The following is a 19159-nucleotide window of genomic DNA, read 5'->3' as shown; positions in this document are numbered from 1 at the left end:
CGCGGCGGCGGCCGCGCCCGCGGCCGCCGCCGCGGCCAGGACGGCGCGCCTGCTGGTGGTCATGGTTCCTCATCACTCCTTTGGCGGCCGCTCGACAGCGACTCTGTTCGAAATATCGGTCAACGTTCGAGAAGGTGCGCGTAAGTCAACGACCGGACCCGCGACATGTCAACAGCCCGCGCAAACCGCCGTATTGACGCGTCGGGACCGGCTCCCCCATGCTCGCCATGCGCAATTTCGCACAACGTTCGCGATCTCGAACGTATTGTCTCTAGGAGCCCCATGGCAACCCGCCCGACAAGCACGCGCGCGCCCTCCCGACGCCCATGGACGAAGCCGTGGCCCCGTCTCTGCACGGGCATCCTGCTGGTCTGCACCCTCGGCGCCGGCCCGGTCACCGCCTCCGACGCGGCCGTCACCGACTACACCCTCACCGTCGATCCGTCCGGCCGCGGCGCATCGATCGGCGACTCGATGTACGGCATCTTCTACGAGGACATCAACCGCGCCGCGGACGGCGGCCTGTACGCCGAGCTCGTACAGAACCGCTCCTTCGAGTACGACCGCGCGGACAACGCCTCGTACACCCCGCTGACCTCGTGGACCGCGACCACGGACGGGGCCGCCACCGCCGAGGTCGTCGACGACGACGGCCGCCTGAACGAACGCAACAGGCGCTATCTGCGGGTGACACTCGACGGGCCCGGCGCCGGTGTCCGACTCGCCAACAGCGGCTACAACTCCGGTATCGCGGTGCGCGCCGGACAGCGGTACGACTTCTCGGTGTGGGCACGCACCGACCGGGCCGGCGGCACGCCGCTGACCGTCTCCCTCGGCGACACCTCGGGACCCCTCGCGAAGCCGCTGACCCTCAAGGCCGGCAACGACCGCTGGACCCGCTACACGGGCACCCTCACCGCGAGCCGCACCAGCACGGAGGGCCGGCTCGCCGTGAGCGCCGGCGGCTCCGGCACACTCCGGCTCGACATGGTCTCGCTCTTCCCGAGGAACACGTACAAGAACCGGCCGAACGGCATGCGCGCCGACCTCGCGCAGAAGATCGCCGCCCTGAAGCCAGGCTTCCTGCGCTTCCCCGGCGGCTGCCTGGTCAACACCGGAAGCCACGAGGCGTACGAGGCGCCCGACTGGGAGCGCAGACGCTCCTACCAGTGGAAGGACACCATCGGGCCCGTCGAGCAGCGCGCGACCAACGCCGACTTCTGGGGCTACAACCAGTCCTACGGCCTCGGGTACTACGAGTACTTCCAGTTCGCCGAGGACATCGGCGCCATGCCCGTGCCCGTCGTCCCCGCGCTGGTCACCGGCTGCGGCCAGAACCGCGCCACCGACGACCCCGAGCTGCTCCGACGGCACATCCAGGACACTCTGGACCTCATCGAGTTCGCCAACGGGCCCAGGACCTCGCCCTGGGGCGCCGAGCGTGCCGCGATGGGCCATCCGCTGCCGTTCGGCCTGACGCATCTCGCGGTCGGCAACGAGGAGAACCTCCCCGACGAGTTCATGGCCCGCTTCACACAGTTCCGGGACGCCATCGAGGCGCGGTACCCGGACATCACCGTCATCAGCAACTCGGGCCCGGACGACACGGGCGCCGTGTTCGACCGCGCCTGGGAACTCAACCGGGCGGCCGGTGTCGCCATGGTCGACGAGCACTACTACAACAACCCGTCGTGGTTCCTGGAGAACAACGACCGCTACGACTCCTACGACCGCGAGGGCCCCCAGGTGTTCCTCGGCGAGTACGCCTCCCGGGACAACCGCTTCCGCAACGCCCTGGCCGAGGCCGCGTTCATGACCGGCCTCGAACGCAACGCGGACATCGTGAAGATGGCGTCCTACGCACCACTGCTCGCCAACGAGGACTACGTGCAGTGGCAGCCGAACATGATCTGGTTCGACAACCACCGGTCGTGGGGCTCGGCCAACTACGAGACGCAGAAGCTCTTCATGAACAACGTCGGTGACCACGTCGTGCCGAGCGAGGCGTCGGGCACCCCGGCGGCCGAGGCCGGCATCACCGGTGCGATCGGGCTGTCGACCTGGGCGACCAGCGCCTCGTACGACGACGTCTCCGTCACCTCCGCCGACGGCCGCACCCTCCTCCACGACGACTTCTCCGGCACCGACTCCCAGTGGACCAGGGCGGCGGGCCGCGGCTCCTGGCAGATCGAGGACGGGGCGTTCGTCCAGTCCGACGCCACCGCCGAGGACACCATGGTGACTGCCGGCGACCCGCAGTGGCAGAACTACGACCTGCGGGTGAAGGCCACCAAGAAGACCGGCCGGGAAGGCTTCCTGGTCGCCTTCGGCGTCAAGGACACCGGCAACCACTACTGGTGGAACCTCGGCGGCTGGGGCAACACCCGTTCCGCCGTGGAGCAGGCCGAGCACGGCGCCAAGAACGCCGTGGTCGAGGACGGCACGACGATCACCACGGGCCAGGAGTACGACCTGCGGATACAGATCCGCGGCCGGCAGGTGACGCTGTTCCTGGACGGCAAGGAATGGGGCAGCTTCACGGACGAGCCGGCCGAGCCCTTCCGCCAGGTCGTGACGTACGACCGGACCCGCGGCGAACTCGTCGTCAAGGTCGTCAACGCACAGGACGCGGCGGCCCGGACCCGTATCGACCTCGGCCGGCGGACCGACGTCTCACCGGTCGCCCGGCTGACGACGCTCGCCGGCGACCCGGACGCCGTCAACACCGCCACGGCCACCCCGATCCGCCCCGAGCGCTCGGTGCTGCGCGGCGTGGACAACACCTTCAGCCACACCTTCCCACCGAACTCCGTGACGTTCCTGCGGATCAAGGCCACTGCGCCCCGAGCCTGACCGCAGGGCCCCGCGTGCCGCGCCCCGCCCCTTGAACGGCGGGGCGCGGCACGCCCACGCCGGGCGAGGAGGCCGTCGCCACCTACGAGGGCGTGGCCCGGGGCGCGGCGTCAGGGGTCTCGAACTGTGCGGGTGCAGCACTCGGGGTCGTCGTCGCGGTGCCGTTGATCGTCCGGGCGGGCGCCGCTGGTCGCCCACAGCTGCGGCCCCGTCTCAGCCTCCCCCGTAATCGGTCGGTCGCACCGGACGCAGATACGCGTGCCGCCCATCGCTGTCATGACGTCACCTCGCCGTACGGGTTGCCCGCGGCGGGGCTCACGCGCCAGAACGACGTCGCGGTGGCCCGGAAGCTGCGGTGCACGGGTCGCTCCCCCGTGTGCTTGACGGCCCAGGTCTCCGCAGGGAGCCGACGACCTTGTGTTGCACCGGACCTCTCGCCGTATGTCGTGCACTCCGCTTCGTGCAGTGCGCCGCTCGGCCGCGGTGTCGGCCTGGTGCACGGTGAGTTGAGCGTCACGGATCAGGTCGGGCAAGAGGCCGCCGATGACCTCGCGGTGGTTGGGCGCCTTGTGCCGGGCCGCCCAGGCGAGGGCGAGCCGCGCTTTCAGGTGCTCGGCCGGCGGTGCCGGGCGATCGGCGTTGAACGGAAAGCGGTCGACGGCGGCCTTGACCGCGGCAAGGCGCGGGTGTCCGGGGCCGATGAACAGGTCGACGGGCATGGACTGATCGCCGGTGAGGTCCGCAAGATCGCGGACGCGCAGAACCTCGGCGACACGCAGGACGGTTGGGAGCTTCGACATGTGCTGCTCGCCGCTTTCGGCCTTCTTCACCCACGACGGTGACACGCCCAACAGGCCCGCGAGAACAAGCCGGCTGACACCCCGGCGCTCGCGAAGAATCTGCATGCGCTGCCCGAACGCCAACGGGTTGGCGTACGGGTCGGGGGTAGCATCGGATGACATGGCCTTGCCCCTCTCCTACAGCTCGACACTGTCAGGGTATGGGGCAGGCCCTGTTGCGTGCGCGCTCCGTGCGATCACCAGCCGCGGCCTGTTCTCCGCGTGTTCTCAATCCCGGCGTGAGCTGGGGGCTCGGGGCGTCAGCGGACTGAAGTCAGCGGTCGTGCCGTCACCCGCTCGGCTTTCGCGGCTTCGACTCGTGGCAGGTGGCTTCGAAGCCGGGACCAACTCCGACCTCATGAGACGCATGGCGTGGGATGTCACTCGGTAGCCCCGTCACGGCACGTTGAGTTCGGGGCAGGCGGGCCCGAACCTCCTTCAGGCCCACGGCTTCCCCGGGCCGCAGCCGCTCGGGGCGGTCATGATCCAGCGCGGGGCCCCTGGGCTTCGGCAGCGTCTGAGGCTGAGGTGTCTTCATGGGTGCCCTGGGCGTGGCCCGCGCGCCGCCCGCCTGCCCCTTGTCCCGCCACGGACCCCACCCGTAAAGTGCCTGACGGCAAGCGCTTTCTACGCTCTCCATGAGGAGCATCCCATGTCCCGTTCCCCAGGCCGGCTGCGTGCCGCCGTCGTCGGCACCGGAGCCATCGCCCGCGGCAGCCATCTGCCCGCCCTGGCCGACCACGCCGACGCCGTGGAACTGGTCGCCGCCGTCGATGTGAACACGGCGCAGCTCGACGACTTTTGCGCCGCCGCCGGCGCGGGCGTCGAAGGCCATGCCCGCGTCGACGAGATGCTGGCCGCCGCCCGGCCCGATCTGGTGCTGCTCGCGTCGCCGCCCGCGTTCCATCGCGAGCAGGCCGTCGAGGCGCTGCGGGCGGGCGCCTGGGTGCTGTGCGAGAAGCCGCTGTGCCTGTCGCTCGCCGAGTTCGACGCGATGGCGGCGGCCGAGGGGCCGGACGGATCGGGCGGGCCCTACCTGTCCGCCGTCTTCCAGCACCGCTACGGCTCCGGCGCCGCCCACGCCCGCGAACTGCTGACCGCCGGGAAGCTCGGCACGCCGCTCGTCGCCCACTGTCAGACCACCTGGTACCGCGACACGGACTACTACGCCGTCCCCTGGCGCGGCCGCTGGGCCACCGAAGGCGGCGGCCCCTCCATGGGGCACGGCATCCATCAGATCGACCTGCTGCTGCATCTGCTCGGCGAGTGGACCGAGATACGCGCCATGGCGGGCCGGCTGGTGCACGCCGTGGAGAGCGAGGACGTCTCCACGGCGCTCGTGCGCTTCGCGAACGGCGCCATGGCCACCGTCGTGAACAGCGTCGTCTCCCCGCAGGAGGTCAGCCGGATCCGCATCGACTGCGCCGACGCCACCGTCGAACTCACCCACCTCTACGGTCACTCCAACGACGACTGGCGCTACACCCCCGCCCCGCACGCCGCCGCCGACGGCGCGCGCGTCGAGAGCTGGCGGACACCCGCCGCCGAGGTGCCGAGCTCGCACTCGGCCCAGCTGGCCGGCGTACTCGCGGCGATGCGCGCCGGGACACGACCGCCCGGCGGCGGGCCCGACGCCCGCCGCACCCTGGAGTTCGTCGCCGCCCTGTACAAGGCGGCCTTCACCGGACTGCCCGTACGGGCCGGTGAGATCACCCCCGCCGACCCGTACTACTCAGCCATGCACGGCAATCACCCCGACTGGGCACCGGCCCGCACCCCTGGCGGCGTCCGATGAGCGCGCCGGTCCAGGTCACGCACGCGATGGGCGAGAAGGTCGTCGTCTCCTGCGAGGGCGTGGAGCTGATGACGTACGTCTACCGGCCCGATCCCGAGGTGTTCGAGTCACGCAAGCCGTACGTCCACCCCCTTCGCACCCTGTCCGGCCATCCGGTCACGGGCTACCGGCCCAGCGACCACCGCTGGCACAAGGGCCTGCAGATGACGGCGAGCCATCTGTCCGGGCAGAACTTCTGGGGCGGCAACTCCTATGTGCACGGCGAGGGTTACCTCGCGCTGCCGGACCGGATCGGCTGGATGCGGCACGACCGTTTCGAGGCCCTGACGGCCGAGGAGGACCGGCTGACGCTGGCCGAGCGGCTCACCTGGATCGAGAACGGCGGGGCCGAATGGGCACGGGAGCGACGCACGCTCACCGTGCACTCCGTGGAACCGGAGCAGGGGTCGTGGGCACTCGACTGGTCCATCCACCTCACCAATGTCCATGACGAGCCGCTGCGCTTCGGCTCGCCGACGACCGCCGGGCGGGAGGCGGCCGGCTACACCGGGCTGCACTGGCGTGGGCCGCGCGACTTCACCGGCGGGCAGGTGTTCGGCCCGGACGGTCAGGACGGTCAGGACGGTCAGCAGAGGGACGGGGAGGCGGGGGCCGCCGCGCTGATGGGCCGTCGTACGCCATGGCTGGCGTTCACCGGCACGCACGACGGCGTCGACGCGCAGAGCACCCTGGTCTTCGCCCACGCCCCGGAGAACGAGGGCGCGATGCACCCGTCGTCGCACTGGTTCGTCCGCTCCGAGCCGACCCCGACGGTCGCCTTCTCCTGGGCGTTCCACGAGGAGTTCGCGCTCCCGCCGGGCGCCGCCTTCTCCTACCGCTACCGGATCGTGGTGGCCGACGGCGCACTGGACCGCAGGGGGATCGAGTCCCACCTGCGGTCCTGGTGACGTCGCCGTTCACGGAAGGGCTTACGGCATGCGGTCGCCGAGCAGCGCCAGGTTCTCGATCGCGGCGAGGCCGTAGAGCGCGGTGTCGTTGGTGTGGACCCAGTTGGCCTCACTGCCCGGCACCAGCGTGACCGGCCCGCCGACCTCTTCCGTCACCCAGGGGGCCGACTCCTTGTAGCCGTCGCTGTTGTAGAACTTCTCCCAGGCACGGCGGGCCAGCTTCTCGTCACCGGTCTGCACGGCGGCGTACGCGTCGAGCCGCGAGTGGCCCTGGAAGAGGATCAGCGACCCGAAGTGCGAGCCGTAGCGCGCGGCCTGCTCCGCCTTGGTGGCGTTGAAGTACCGGCAGTAGTCGAGGTACGCCTCCTTGAACTCCGGCATGTCCACGAGGTCGATCAGTTCGGCGCACAGCTCGTTCAGTCCGAAGACCGCGGAGAGGTGCGAGACGCCGACCTTGGGCTCCTCGGCGACCGCGAACCGGCCGGTGTCCAGGTCGTAGAGGCCGCTGCCCTGGACGAAGCCGTTGGGCTGGGCGGCGATCGTCTCCATCGTGGACAGCACCCTGGCCTTCGCCTTGGCCGCCTTGGGGCCGCCGCGTTCCCACTCGGTGAGCCAGGCGGACACCAGTCCGCTCCAGTCGGTGCCGAAGCCGATGGACAGCGCGTTGCGGTCGGGGGTGTACGGCTCGGTGCGGATCTTGCGGAGCGGGTCGAGGGCGAGGAAGGTCTCGTCGGAGTCGACGTTGGCGTGCATCAGGTCGCCGGTGCGTTCGTCGGCGGTCAGGAAGTAGTAGAAGCGGCGGTACGTGGTGTTGGCGATGCGCTGCTGCTTGGCGCTGTCGGCGTAGTGCTGGATGCCGTGCCGGGTGCCGAGGCCGGCCCATTCACCGAGGTGGTAGACGTCCACCTCGCCGGTGTGGCGGGTCATGGCCTCGGCGAACCGGAAGATGTCGGCGCGGCCCGAGCGCAGGTAGGCGTACCAGAGCCACAGGTCGGGCGAGAGTTCGGAGTTGTCCCAGGCGTAGCCGCCGACGTCGTAGCGCCACTGGTGCCTGGCCGGGTCGTAGCTGTGCATGATGTCGCCGTAGTCCCAGAAGCCGTACCAGCGCCGCATGTCCACCTGGTCGCGGTAGTACGTGAACAGGAAGTCGAGGTGGTCCTCGATCCGCGCCTTGGCCGGGGTGGAGCGGTCGGGTTCGGCGAACAGTCCGCCGAAGACCTTGGCGGACACGAGCTGGGCCGGCGGGGCGGCGAGCTGGGGCGGGGTGCGGACGGCGGCCGTCTCCTTCGCCAGGGTTCCGGCGCCGGGGGTGGAGTCGTGGGCCCAGAAGAGGAGTTCGCCGGTGCGGGCGATGCCGTAGGGGGTGCCGAAGCCGGGCTCGTAGTCCTCGTAGGTGATGTTCAGCCCTTCGAGCTGCTCCTCGTACGTGTCCTGGCCGAGGCCGTCGTGGTAGAAGCGCAGGTCCATCGGCTGGGCCTCGGGCGACCAGAGCCAGAGGGTGACTTCGGCGCTGTCGGTGTGGGCACCGCGGATGTCGAGTCCGGCGGGGTGCTTCTGCCAGAAGTCGCGCAGGCCGAAGGACAGGCCACCGCTCGCGCCGCCGACGTAGCCGAAGCCGGAGGCCCGCCGGCCGCCGCCGGCCGCGATCCAGCCGTGGCCCTTCTTGGTGCGTTTGCGCACGGTGAAGCCGTCGGCGGAGAGCTGGCTGAGGGTGTAGTCGCCCCAGTCGGGAACCAGGTGGAGCCGGCTGGTGACGCGCTGGTCCCAGGTGGCCGGGTCGGGCAGCTTCCGGCCCTCGAACTGGGCTGCCTGGACGGCCGCTCCGGGGTCGCGGCGCAGCCCGGTGACGCCCTTCACGGCTTCGCGCAGCATGCCGGTGCCGTCGCCGCCGAGCCGGATGTGCCGGTCGTACGCGGGGTCCCGCATCGGCACGGTGAAGCGGACGCCGAGCCCGCGGATGAAGTCGCCGCTCGCCTTGCCCGGCTCCTGGGTGCCGTCGTAGGTGATGGTGTGCACCATGCGGAACGACTCGGCGCCCGCGTAGAAGTAGAGGCGGACGGAGAAGGGCAGCCAGCTGCGGTTGCCCCGGCGGTGCTTGCCGTCGATGCGGACGACGGCGCGTACGGGGCCGTCCTGTTCGACCCGCGTCTCCCGGATGACGCTCTCGAAGCGTTCGTACGTCTCCCTGCCCTGGTCGCCGTCCTCGATCTCACTCTGGCGGAGCAGGACGAGCCGTCCGTCCCTGGCGATCTCGGTGGTGCCGCGGGTGACGGACTTGACCAGACTGGATCCGCTCCTGCCGAGCTTCGCCGTGATGACGCCCGTGGCAACGGTGATCGTGCCGCCCGTGGTGGTGACGGTGACCCGCCGGGCGGGTGCGGCGGGGCTGCCCGCGGTGAGGGTGAACGTGTCCGCGGTCCTCTCGGGCCCGATGGCGTGGGCGGACCACTTCAGGGACCCGTCGGGCCACTGGGCGAGCGGCCACGACTGGACCGGGACCTCCCTGCCGTCGGGGGTGGCCAGCGAGAAGGTCTGGTCCTTCGGGTGGGCGCCCTTGGGCCAGGGCACACCGAGCGTGGTGCCAGGGGCGGCCCCGAGCCCGTCGGCCTCCAGCCACTTCACGGTCACCGGCTGCGGGCCGGTGGCCTCGGCCCCCGGCGCCGCCTGGGCGGTGTTGCTGCCGAGGGCCCAGCTGAACTGGGCGGCCGCGCCTGCGGCCGCGGCCGCCGAGAGCAGGGATCTGCGGGAGATGGGGGACATGACAATTCCTTCCATACGACCGTGCGGGCGGGAAGAAGAAGCGGGACGGACAGCGGTACGAACAAGGGGATCAGCGGGACGGACAGCGGTACGGGCAGAGGGGCCGGCGGAACGGGCAGGGCGATCAGCGGGCGGCATACCGTGTCTCGACGGCCACCGCGGCCGCCGCGACGGCGCCGGTCACCGGGACGGCGAGCGGCGGCATGAACCAGGCGGAGGCCGCCACCACGGCGAATCCTCCGACCAGCAGCAGTGACCCGGCCGGGTCGCGCACGGTGCGCCGAGCCGCCGCGCGCAGCAGGTCGCGCCAGCGGGAACCGGGGTGCCAGGCGGCGGCCGCGCGCAGCACCGCGACGACGGCGCCGATGAAGGCGAGGACGCCGACGGTGCCGGTGAGCGGCCCGCCGGGCAGCCCGGCCCGTACGGCGGTGAGGTTCAGCCAGGTCAGCCACAGCGCTGCGAGGCCGGACACTCCGACGAGCCAGCCGCCGCGCGCCGCGGCCGTGAAGTCGGCCGCGAACAGGCGCCACCCGGACGCGTCGTGGCACAGATGGCGCCGCAGATGGCGGGTCCCGGCGGCGAAGGCGGCCGGGGCCGTCAGCAGCGGCAGTGCGGCGAGGGTCATCCACACGCCGGTGAGCAGGCACTCGGCGAAGACACCGAAGCCGGTCGACAGCCGGGAGGCGTGAGGGGTCGCGGATCGCGCTGCCACGGGCGGTCAGCCCTTCAGGCCGGAGGTCGCCATGCCGTCGATCAGGTAGCGCTGGAAGGCGAGGAAGAACGCCAGCACGGGCAGCAGCGCGACGAGCGACATGGCGATCATGCCGCCGTAGTCGGCGACGGCGTCCTGGTCGATGAACATCTTCAGGCCGAGCGAGACGGTGTACTTCTCGGGCTCGTTCAGATAGATCAGCGGGCCCATGAAGTCGTTCCAGGCGTTGATGAAGGTGAAGATGGCGCTGGTGATGAGGGCCGGCCGGCACAGCGGCAGCACGATCGACCAGTAGATGCGCAGATGCCCGCAGCCGTCGAGCCTGGCGGCCTCGTCCAGTTCCTTCGGCAGGTTCCGCATGAACTGGAGCATGAGGAAGACGAAGAAGGCGTCGGTGGCGAGGTACTTGCCGAGCAGCAGCGGCACATAGGTGTTGATCAGTTCCATCTTCTGGAACAGCACGTACTGCGGGATCAGGATCACGTGGTACGGCAGCAGCAGGGTGCCGATCATCAACGCGAACATCAGGTTCCGCCCGGGGAACCTGATCTTCGCGAAGGCGTATGCGGCGAGCGAGCAGGACAGGAGAACGCCGGCCACCGAACCCAGCGCGAGCAGTGTGGAGTTCAGGAAGAAGGTGGAGATCGGAATGTCGGCGATGCCCTCGGTCAGCCGCCGGTAGTTGTCGACGATCGGCTCGGTGGGGAACAGGTCGAGACTGCCGACGATGTCACCGCTCGGCTTGAGCGAACCGCCGATCACCCAGACGACGGGATAGAGCACGACGCCGAGCAGTGCCAGCGCGCCGAGGTGCCAGCTCAGCGAGCCGGTGCGACGCCGCCGGACGGTGGTGGTTGTGCCGCTCATCGGGCCGCCTCCTCGTAGTGCACCCAGCGCCGCTGGGACCAGAACAGCACCGCGGTGACCAGGCCGACCGCGAGGAGCAGCATCCAGGCCATGGCGGAGGCCAGGCCCATCCGGCTGTTCTCGAAGCCTTGCTGGTACAGGTAGCAGGTGTAGACGAGCGTGGCGTCGGCCGGCCCGCAGGTGCCGTTGCTGACGATGTACGCCGACCCGAAGATCTGGAAGGAGTGGATGGTCTCCAGCAGGACGTTGAAGAACATCACCGGCGAGATCATCGGCAGCGTGATGCTCCAGAACCGCCGCCAGGGGCCGGCGCCGTCGACCTGGGCCGCCTCGTACAGTTCCCGCGGCACCTGTTTGAGTCCCGCCAGGAAGATGACCATCGGCGCTCCGAACTGCCAGACGGTGAGCGCGACCAGGCTGTAGAGGATCCACGCCGGGTCGCCGATCCAGCCCCCGACGTCCGTGCCGAGGAACGACTGGGCCCGGTCCACCACGGCGTCGTCGGAGAAGAGCGCACGCCACACGATGGCGACGGAGACGCTGGCGCCGACCAGCGACGGGGCGTAGAACGCGGCCCGGTAGAAGGACTGGCCGCGCCGGCTCTGCGCCAGCAGCAGCGCCACGCCGAGGGCGAGGAGCAGCTTCAGCGGGGTGCCGATGAGGACGTACTCGACGGTGACCTCGACGGAGGTCCGCCAGCGCGGGTCGGCGAACATCTCGGTGAAGTTGCCGAGGCCGATCCACTCCGGGGAGGCGAAGAGGTCGTAGTCGGTGAAGGCGAAATAGAGCGAGGCGACCATCGGGCCCGCCGTGAGCAGCAGGAAGCCTGCCATCCACGGCGTCATGAACAGATAGCCGACCAGTCCGTCCCGCCGCCGGCGGCCCCGGGTGGCGGGCGGGGCGGTGCCGCGGGCGGGGAGCGGGCGGCCCGCCTGCCGTTCGGCCGGCCCGGGCTTCGTCGCGGTGGGGCTGCCCATCAGGAGCCCAGAGCCGTCTTCGCCTCGGTGAAGAACTGCTTCACGGAGTTCTCGACGGGGGCCTTGCCGAGCGCCATGTCACCGGCGACCCGCAGGAAGGCCGCCTCCACGACATCGGCACCGGCGGGATGCGGGGTGATGGGCTCCAGCACACCGGCGTCGGCGATCTGCTGCTCGTACGCGGCGATCTTCTTGCTGACCGGGTCGGTGGGACGGAACGCCTCGAACTGCTCGGTGGTGGAGAGCACCCCTCGGTCGTATCCCATGATCTGCCCGACCTCGGGGTCGTGGACCATGAAGCTGATGAAGGCCGCGACCTGCGCCGGGTGCTTGGTGCGGGCGCTGCCGCTGAGCATCAGCGAACCGAGGTACTGACCGGTCCGCTTGCCGTCCTTGGTGGGGATGGGCGCGATGGCGTACGAGCTGTCGCCCTCCGCGGTGTAGCGGGCGGTGAAGTTGTCCCAGGTGAACTCGCCGCCTGCCAGTCCTTGGGCGAGAGCGGACTTGGGCTTGATCTGCTCGACCTTCTTCGGGTCGGCGTACAGCCCGGACTTGACGCGCTTCATCGCCTCCGTCCAGTACGGGACGAGATCGCTCTCGGTGAATCCGAGCCCGTTCTCGGTGAAGAACGCCTTGCCGTCCTGGCGGAGTACCAGGTCGTAGAGGTACATGATGCCGTAGGGCCCGGAGTCGCCGGCCCTCCCGGCCCTGTCGTGGATCCTGATGAGGGCGTCGTCCCAGTCCTCCCAGGTCCAGCCCGTCTTCGGGGTGACGCCGGCCTTCTCGTAGACCTTCTCGTCGATGATGCAGCCCATCGAGTTGGAGCCGACGGGGACGCCGAGGAGCTTGCCCTCGATCTCGCCGAACTTCTCCAGGCCGGCCCGGAAGTTCGCCAGGTCCAGGTTGCCCTTCTCGGCCTGCGGGCCGAGGTCGAGCAGCACGCGCTTGGCGTCGTACTTGCGCAGGAAGCCGACGGCGTTCTGGAAGACGTCGGGCGGGTTGCCACCCGCGGCCTGGGTGTTGAACTTCTTCCAGAAGTCCGCGTACTGCTGGAAGTCCGTCTTGACCTTGATCTTCGGGTGCCTCTTCTCGAAGAGGGCGATGGTCTTGTTGATCTTCTCGGCCCGGTCGTCCGCACCCCACCATGCGTAGCGGATGGTCACGGGGCCGCCGGAAGAGCCGCTGCCCGCGCCGCAGCCGGCGGCGGTGAGGCCGGCACCGGCAAGAGACGCGCCGGCCGCCTTGAGGAAGGTCCGCCTCTCCACATGCCTGGACATACGCATGATGCACCTCTCGCCATGATGACTTGATGACCGTTCAATGAATGAATCGTTTCAGGAAAGCGCTTGCCAGGCAATGTAGGGGCGCGGCGAGAGCGCGTCAACGGTTTGGGCGACGTCGAATTTTCCGCTCACAGCGTCCGGCATATCGAACATCATGCGAGATGCTGTACGACCGTAACGGACCCCCAGAGCACGCGCCAGTGCCCTTGTGCGCGTCCCGGCGGGCGAGGCCGGCGCCGGTGGACCGGGGCGTGGTGATTCGTCGGCGCCGATGTGGAACCGTCCCGCCGGGCGGCACGTCCAGCGCCGCCCGGACGCGCCGCCCGGACGCGCCGCCCGGCACGGGGGCCCCTACGAGGCGAGGAGCCACGGTGACGCACAGAACGGCCCTGTCCTGCATGGCGCGGACCGGCCAACGGGGCTACCGACCCCGCAGGCAGACGCACACCGAAAGCCACAACCAACGACCGAGCGGCGGGAGACGGGTGCCCCGCCGACGCGACACGTGGCGCCGCCGGGGCACCGGACGCCCGCCGAGCCGGAACGAGCAGCAGGCCGCGGCTCCACCGGCACCCCGGCACCCCGCCACCGGAAACGTGAAGGTGGCGGACGAAACGTGGCCGCGGTCCGGTGCGACCAGGCCCTCCCGGTGTCGGCCCTCGCTCACAGTGGGCGACCGGGGGGTGAATCGATTCATGGAGTGGTTTCGCCCCCTCGGACTCCGGCCAGGGCGGCTGGCCCGGACCCCTCCACCGGGCCCACCGGGCCCACCGGGCCCACCGAGCCCACCGGGCCGCCGCGGCGATCGCCGGTGGGCAAGCCAGGCCGCAGCGATCAGCGGTGGCCGAGCCAAGCCGCAGCCGGCAGCAGCCTGTCGTCGTAGCCGAACAGGGCCTGGTTCTCCCAGGCGTTGCCGGACGACGGGTCGGTGGGGTCCCAGCCGTTGCCGGGGACAGCCGTCCAGGTGGGGTCCCAGTAGATGACGCCCAGCCCCCGCCCGCCGGGCACCGCCTCCACCACGTTCATCACGTCGCGCACCCAGGCCGCCTGTCCCGCGGGTGTCGCCGGGTATCCGGCGACCAGCTCGGCCGGGAGGTCGATGATGTTCTCGTGGCCGTCCTCGCTGTCCAGGCGGAAGGGATAGGCGGTCTCCGCGACCATGACCGGCTTGCCGTAACGGGCGGAGATGTCGTCCAGGTTGGCCTGGAGGTCGGACAGCGCTCCGTGCCAGTAGCCGTAGAAGGACAGGGCGATGACGTCGAAGTGCACACCCTGCGCGGTGGCGTTGTCGAACCACCAGCGGTAGAGGCCGTTGTCACCGCCGTGGGCCAGGTGCAGGGCGATTCGTGTGGAGGAAGAGACCGCCTTCGCCGCGTCGGTCCCGGACTTGAGCAGTCCGGCCGTGCGGCTCCAGTTGTCCGTGGAGCCCTCGGGCCAGAGCACGCCGGTGTTGATCTCGTTGCCGATCTGCACCATGTCGGCGGTGGTGCCCTGCGCCGCCAGGGCGTTCAGCACGTCGTACGTGTGGCCGTACACGTCCTTCTTCAACTGGTCGTACGAGTGCGAGGACCACGCCACCGGCTTGGTCTGGGCGCCCGGGTCCGCCCAGATGTCCGAGTAGTGGAAGTCGACCAGCAGCTTCATGCCCCGGGCCTTGATGCGCCGGGCCATCTCCAGCACGCGCGCCTTGTTGTTGTAGCCGTCGGCCGGATCGACCCAGACCTTCAGCCGACCGTAGTTCGCGCCCGCGGACCCGAGGATGCCGAGCGCGTCCCCGGCCGTGCCGCCGCTGGTGCGGTAGGTGCCGCCGAAGTCCTCGCTCTTCTTGAGCATGGAGACGTCGACTCCCTTGACCGCGAGCCCGGAGGAGCCGGGGGTGAGCGTGAGGTCGTCGACGTTGATCCAGTTCCCGGCCCTGGCATCGGAGTTGATGCTGACGGTGCACTGCCCGCCGGTCACCCGGACGGAGGTGACGAGCCGTATCCACTTCCCGTCGGGCGTGGGCGGCAGATCGGTCCGCTGCTCGGCCGAACCGCAGTTGCGCAGGGCGAGGTACGCGGAGTTCTGGCCGCCGCTCGAGCGCACCCAGGCGCTGAGCCGGTAGCTGCCGCTGCTCAAGCCGGTCAGGTACTGGTACGTCTCCACCTTATAGGCCGAGGGCGACCAGTGGGTGAGGCGGCTGCTGCCGCTGTGCCCGCCCGCCTCGGCGTACGAGGCCGCGTCCTGGCCGGTGGCCGAGTAGGTGGACCAGCCGGAGGTGCCGGACTCGAAGCCGGTGTTGGTGAGCGTGGAGGCCGCGCCCGCCTGCTGGGCGGGCAGCGCGGTGAACAGCAGGGCGCCGAGCGCGGGCAGGACCGCTGCTCTCAGCCGGGTGCGGGAGGTGCGTCGTGCCTGAACGTGCATCGTCGAGTCCCTTCGACGGTGGTGGGCGAGGACGGGTGGTGCACCTGCCGGGGGCGGCTGCGGCTCGGGCGGCCGTGCCCGGGAGGTCTGGCCCGGGGAACCGCCGCCCCCGGAAGTTCCGGCCCGGGGAACACCGCCCCCGGAAGTTCCGGCCCGGGGAACACCGCCCCCGGAAGTTCCGGCCCGGCCGGCCGGTCAGGCGTCGAGCAGTACGACCCTGACGGCGCCGGCCGGGACGGTGAGCTGCCCTGCGGCTCGCTCGCCGCCGAGCAGTTCGGTGCCGGGTGCCTCCAGCGGCACCTTGGCGTCGTGTTCCGTGTGGTTGATCGCGAAGAGGTAGTCGCCGCTCCGACCGGCGCGGCGCACCACCTCGACATCACGGGGAAGTCCGGTGCGCGGTGCGATGCCCGCGTCCTCACCGGCGCCGGCGAGGATCGTGTCCAGAGCGGCCGGGTCCAGCCGGGTGGAGACGTACCAGGCGGTGCCCCGGCCGAGCCGGTGCCGGGTGACGGCCGGGCCCCCCGCGGCCGGTCCGTCGTCGTACGTCCACACGGTCTCTGCGCCGCGCGGGACGACGAACTCGGTCCAGACGTCGGCGGTGACCTGCGCCCGGCCGGGCCCGGTGACGCCTACGCTCTCGCCCTTCCCGAGCGGCGACCACTCCTCGACGGTGAGACCGAGGACGTCGCGCAGCACCCCCGGGTAGGCGCCGGGGTGCACGGCGTCGTGCTCGTCGACGATGCCGGAGAAGTACGAGACGACGAGCGTGCCGCCGCTCTCCACATAGCCGCGCAGATTGCGGCCGGCTTCCTCGCTCGCGAGGTACAGGGCGGGCACGACGACCATCGGGTGGGCCGACAGGTCGGCCTCGGGATGGGCGAAGTCGACGGTCAGGTGCCGGTCGTAGAGCGCCTCGTAGAAGCTGTCGGCACGCTCGCGGGCGTCGTGGTCCTCGCTGGGGCGCCATTCGAGGCTCTGCGCCCACCAGGACTGCCAGTCCCACACCATGGCCACGTCCGCGACGGTGCGGGTGTCCTTCAGCGCGGCGAGCGAGCCGATGTCGGCACCGAGGCGGACGACCTCGCGCCAGACCCTGGAGTCGGTGCCGGCGTGCGGCAGCATCGCGGAGTGGAACTTCTCCGCGCCCTTGCGGGACTGGCGCCACTGGAAGAACATGGCGCCCTGCGAGCCGCGGGCCACGTGCGCGAGGGAGTTGCGGGCCATCTCGCCGGGGCGCTTGGCCGGGTTGCGGGGCTGCCAGCTGACCCCGCTGGTGGAGTGTTCGAGCAGCAGCCAGGGGGCGCCGCCGGCGACGGAGCGGGTGAGGTCGGCGGCCATCGCCAGGTTGACGTGGGTGCGGCGGCCGTCGGTCATCAGATAGTGGTCGTTGGTGACGAGGTCGACCTCGCGGCCCCAGGCCCAGTAGTCGACGGTGTCGCACTGGCTGAGCGCGGTCATGAAGTTGGTGGTGACGGGGGTGCCGGGAGCGTGGCGGTGCAGGATGTCGCGCTCCCTGCGGAAGTTCTCGCGCATGGTGTCGTCCGCGAAACGGCGGTAGTCGAGCTGGTGGGCGGGGTTGCCCGCGGTGGGGGTGAGCCGCGGCGGGTCGATCTCGTCGAGCGTGCCGTAGCGCAGACCCCAGAAAGTCGTTCCCCAGGCGTCGTTGACGGCTTCGGCCGAGCCGTGGCGTCCCTGGAGCCAGCGCCGGAAGTGGGCGGCGCAGTTGTCGCAGTAGCAGGCGCTGACGGGCACGCCGTACTCGTTGTGGACGTGCCACATGGCAAGAGCCGGGTGAGCGGAGTACCGCTCGGCGAGCCGGGTGGTGATCGCGGCGGCGGCCTCGCGGTAGGCGGGGCTGCTGTGGCAGATGGCCGCGCGTGAGCCGAAGGCGTGGCGTACGCCCTCGCGGCTGACGGGCAGGGCGTCGGGATGGGCGCGGTAGAACCAGGCGGGCGGGGAGACCGTGGGGGTGCCGAGGTCGGCGTCGATGCCGTTGTCGTGGAGCAGGTCGAGCAGCCGGTCCAGCCAGCCGAAATCATGTACGCCGGGCCGTGGTTCGAGCAGGGCCCAGGAGAAGATGCCGACGCTCACCATGGTCACTCCGGCCTCGCGCATCAGCCGGACGTCCTCGTGCCAGACGCTTTCCGGCCATTGCTCGGGGTTGTAGTCCCCGCCGAAGGCGAGCCGGCCGCGGCCCTGGTGAGTGGTCTCCGGCATGAATCTCTCCTGAGGCGTTGAATCAAACATTCTGGGAACGTGCACACACGCATATCGATGCAATGACGCAACATAACCGCACACGAACAACCATTGACAAGTGTCCGGGACGTTTCTCTACTGTGAACGCTCACAGATGCAGGAGCCGGCCACCGCCCCGACGCGGTCCGGCCCTTCGGCCAGGGAGAAACGCCCATGTCCCACTCGCTGCACCGCCGCCTCGCGGCCACCGCCACCGCCGTCGCCCTCGGTACGACGGCGCTCACCGCCTGCGGCTCGTCCGACGGTGGCGAACAGGCCGCGTCCGGCCCTGTGAAGCTCACCTACTGGGCCTGGGCGCCCGGCATGGACAAGGTCGCGGACCTGTGGAACAAGAAGAACCGGGACATCCGGGTCACGGTCCAGAAGCAGGCGTCCGGCGACGACCTCGTCACCAAGATCATCACTGCGCACAAGGCGAAGCAGGCCCCCGACCTCGTCCAGGCCGAATACCAGGCGCTGCCGACGCTGGTGAGCAACGACGCCCTCGCCGACATATCCGACGAGGTCGGCGACGCGAAGGACGAGTTCGCCCCCGGCGTGTGGCAGCAGACCACACTGGGCTCCGACGCCGTGTACGCGGTGCCCCAGGACTCCGGGCCGATGATGTTCTACTACCGCGACGACCTGTTCCGGAAGTACGGGCTGGACGTCCCGGCCACCTGGGAGGAGTTCGCGAAGACCGCGCGCGAACTGAGGAAGAAGGCCCCGGACAAGGCTTTGACGACCTTCTCCTCCAACGACTCGGGGCTCTTCGCCGGGCTCGCGCAGCAGGCCGGCGCCCGGTGGTGGACCATCGACGGGCAGAAGTGGAAGGTCGGCATCGACGACCCGGCCACGAAGAAGGTCGCGGACTTCTGGGGCGGCCTCGTCGCCGAGGGCGCCATCGACAACCAGCCCATGTACACCCCCGCCTGGAACAAGGCGCTCAACACGGGCGAGCAGATCGCCTGGGTCAGCGCCGTCTGGGCGCCCGGCACGCTGACCACCGCGGCCCCCGACACCAAGGGCAAGTGGAAGATGGCACCGCTCCCCCAGTGGTACGACACGAAGAACGTCACCGGCAGCTGGGGCGGCTCCACCACCGCCGTCACCACGGACTCGAAGCACAAGGCGGCCGCCGCGAAGTTCGCCACCTGGCTCAACACGGACCAGGAGGCGCTGGCCGCCCTGGTGAAGGAGAGCGGCATCTACCCCGCCGCCACCTCCGCCCAGACCAGCGGCATCCTCGTGGAGGCCCCCGAGTTCTTCGCCGACCAGCCCGACTTCTACAGCCGCGCCGCCGAGATCGCGAAGACCGCCGCCCCCGCCCACTGGGGACCCAACGTGAACGTCGCGTACGCCACCTTCAAGGACGAGTTCGGCAAGGCCGCCAAGGCCAGAGCCGACTTCGGCGCCGCCCTCGGCCGGATGCAGGACGCCACCGTCGCGGACCTGGAGAAGCAGGGCTTCGAGGTCGCCGAGTGA

General features: G+C 70.5%; 12 protein-coding genes. 4 read left to right on the top strand and 8 right to left on the bottom strand.

The window, feature by feature from the left end:
- The first annotated feature begins 282 nt into the window (after window positions 1-282).
- Complete coding sequence (locus AB0903_RS27285) at window positions 283-2853, top strand: alpha-L-arabinofuranosidase C-terminal domain-containing protein (protein ID WP_366707188.1); 2571 nt, start codon at window positions 283-285, stop codon at window positions 2851-2853.
- Between the two features lie 110 nt (window positions 2854-2963).
- Here AB0903_RS27285 and AB0903_RS27280 read toward each other — a convergent pair whose 3' ends face one another.
- Window positions 2964-3758 carry a helix-turn-helix transcriptional regulator gene (locus AB0903_RS27280; protein ID WP_366707199.1) on the bottom strand — a complete coding sequence of 265 codons (795 nt, stop codon included), beginning with the start codon at window positions 3756-3758 and terminating at the stop codon, window positions 2964-2966.
- 586 nt (window positions 3759-4344) lie between these two features.
- Here AB0903_RS27280 and AB0903_RS27275 point away from each other — a divergent pair.
- Both AB0903_RS27275 and AB0903_RS27270 read left to right on the top strand, forming a co-directional pair.
- Window positions 4345-5487, top strand: a complete 1143-nt coding sequence (locus AB0903_RS27275; RefSeq protein WP_366707186.1) for a Gfo/Idh/MocA family oxidoreductase — start codon at window positions 4345-4347, stop codon at window positions 5485-5487.
- Window positions 5484-6434 (top strand): PmoA family protein, encoded by a 951-nt coding sequence (locus AB0903_RS27270; RefSeq protein ID WP_366707184.1) that lies wholly within the window; start codon window positions 5484-5486, stop codon window positions 6432-6434. The genes AB0903_RS27275 and AB0903_RS27270 overlap by 4 nt, the downstream gene beginning before the upstream one ends.
- Window positions 6435-6455: 21 nt before the next feature.
- Here AB0903_RS27270 and AB0903_RS27265 read toward each other — a convergent pair whose 3' ends face one another.
- The 7 genes from AB0903_RS27265 to AB0903_RS27235 all read right to left on the bottom strand — a co-directional run bounded on the left by AB0903_RS27265 (window position 6456) and on the right by AB0903_RS27235 (window position 17653).
- On the bottom strand, window positions 6456-9194 hold the full coding sequence (locus AB0903_RS27265) for a Tat pathway signal sequence domain protein (protein WP_366707182.1): 2739 nt from the start codon (window positions 9192-9194) through the stop codon (window positions 6456-6458).
- 124 nt (window positions 9195-9318) lie between these two features.
- Window positions 9319-9906 carry a hypothetical protein gene (locus tag AB0903_RS27260; protein WP_366707180.1) on the bottom strand — a complete coding sequence of 196 codons (588 nt, stop codon included), beginning with the start codon at window positions 9904-9906 and terminating at the stop codon, window positions 9319-9321.
- A 6-nt stretch (window positions 9907-9912) separates the two neighbouring features.
- Window positions 9913-10773 carry a carbohydrate ABC transporter permease gene (locus tag AB0903_RS27255; RefSeq protein WP_366707178.1) on the bottom strand — a complete coding sequence of 287 codons (861 nt, stop codon included), beginning with the start codon at window positions 10771-10773 and terminating at the stop codon, window positions 9913-9915.
- Entirely contained in the window at window positions 10770-11750 is a 981-nt protein-coding gene (locus AB0903_RS27250) for a sugar ABC transporter permease (RefSeq protein ID WP_366707176.1), read from the bottom strand. Before AB0903_RS27250 ends, AB0903_RS27255 begins: the two co-directional genes overlap by 4 nt.
- A complete protein-coding gene (locus AB0903_RS27245) occupies window positions 11750-13033 on the bottom strand; it encodes an extracellular solute-binding protein (protein ID WP_366707174.1) in 1284 nt (427 codons plus the stop codon). The genes AB0903_RS27250 and AB0903_RS27245 overlap by 1 nt, the downstream gene beginning before the upstream one ends.
- 834 nt (window positions 13034-13867) lie before the next feature.
- Window positions 13868-15436, bottom strand: coding sequence for a glycosyl hydrolase 53 family protein (locus tag AB0903_RS27240; RefSeq protein WP_366707172.1), 1569 nt, complete (start codon window positions 15434-15436; stop codon window positions 13868-13870).
- A 195-nt stretch (window positions 15437-15631) separates the two neighbouring features.
- Window positions 15632-17653, bottom strand: coding sequence for a beta-galactosidase (locus AB0903_RS27235; RefSeq protein ID WP_366707170.1), 2022 nt, complete (start codon window positions 17651-17653; stop codon window positions 15632-15634).
- Between the two features lie 195 nt (window positions 17654-17848).
- On the opposite strand from AB0903_RS27235, the gene AB0903_RS27230 reads away from it, so the two are divergent.
- The gene (locus AB0903_RS27230; protein ID WP_366707168.1) at window positions 17849-19159 is read left to right on the top strand and encodes an extracellular solute-binding protein; all 1311 of its coding nucleotides are present in this window, start codon (window positions 17849-17851) and stop codon (window positions 19157-19159) included.

Source organism: Streptomyces sp. NPDC048389 (assembly GCF_040706335.1).
GTDB lineage: Bacteria > Actinomycetota > Actinomycetes > Streptomycetales > Streptomycetaceae > Streptomyces.
This window is presented reverse-complemented; position numbering and strand designations above follow the sequence as displayed.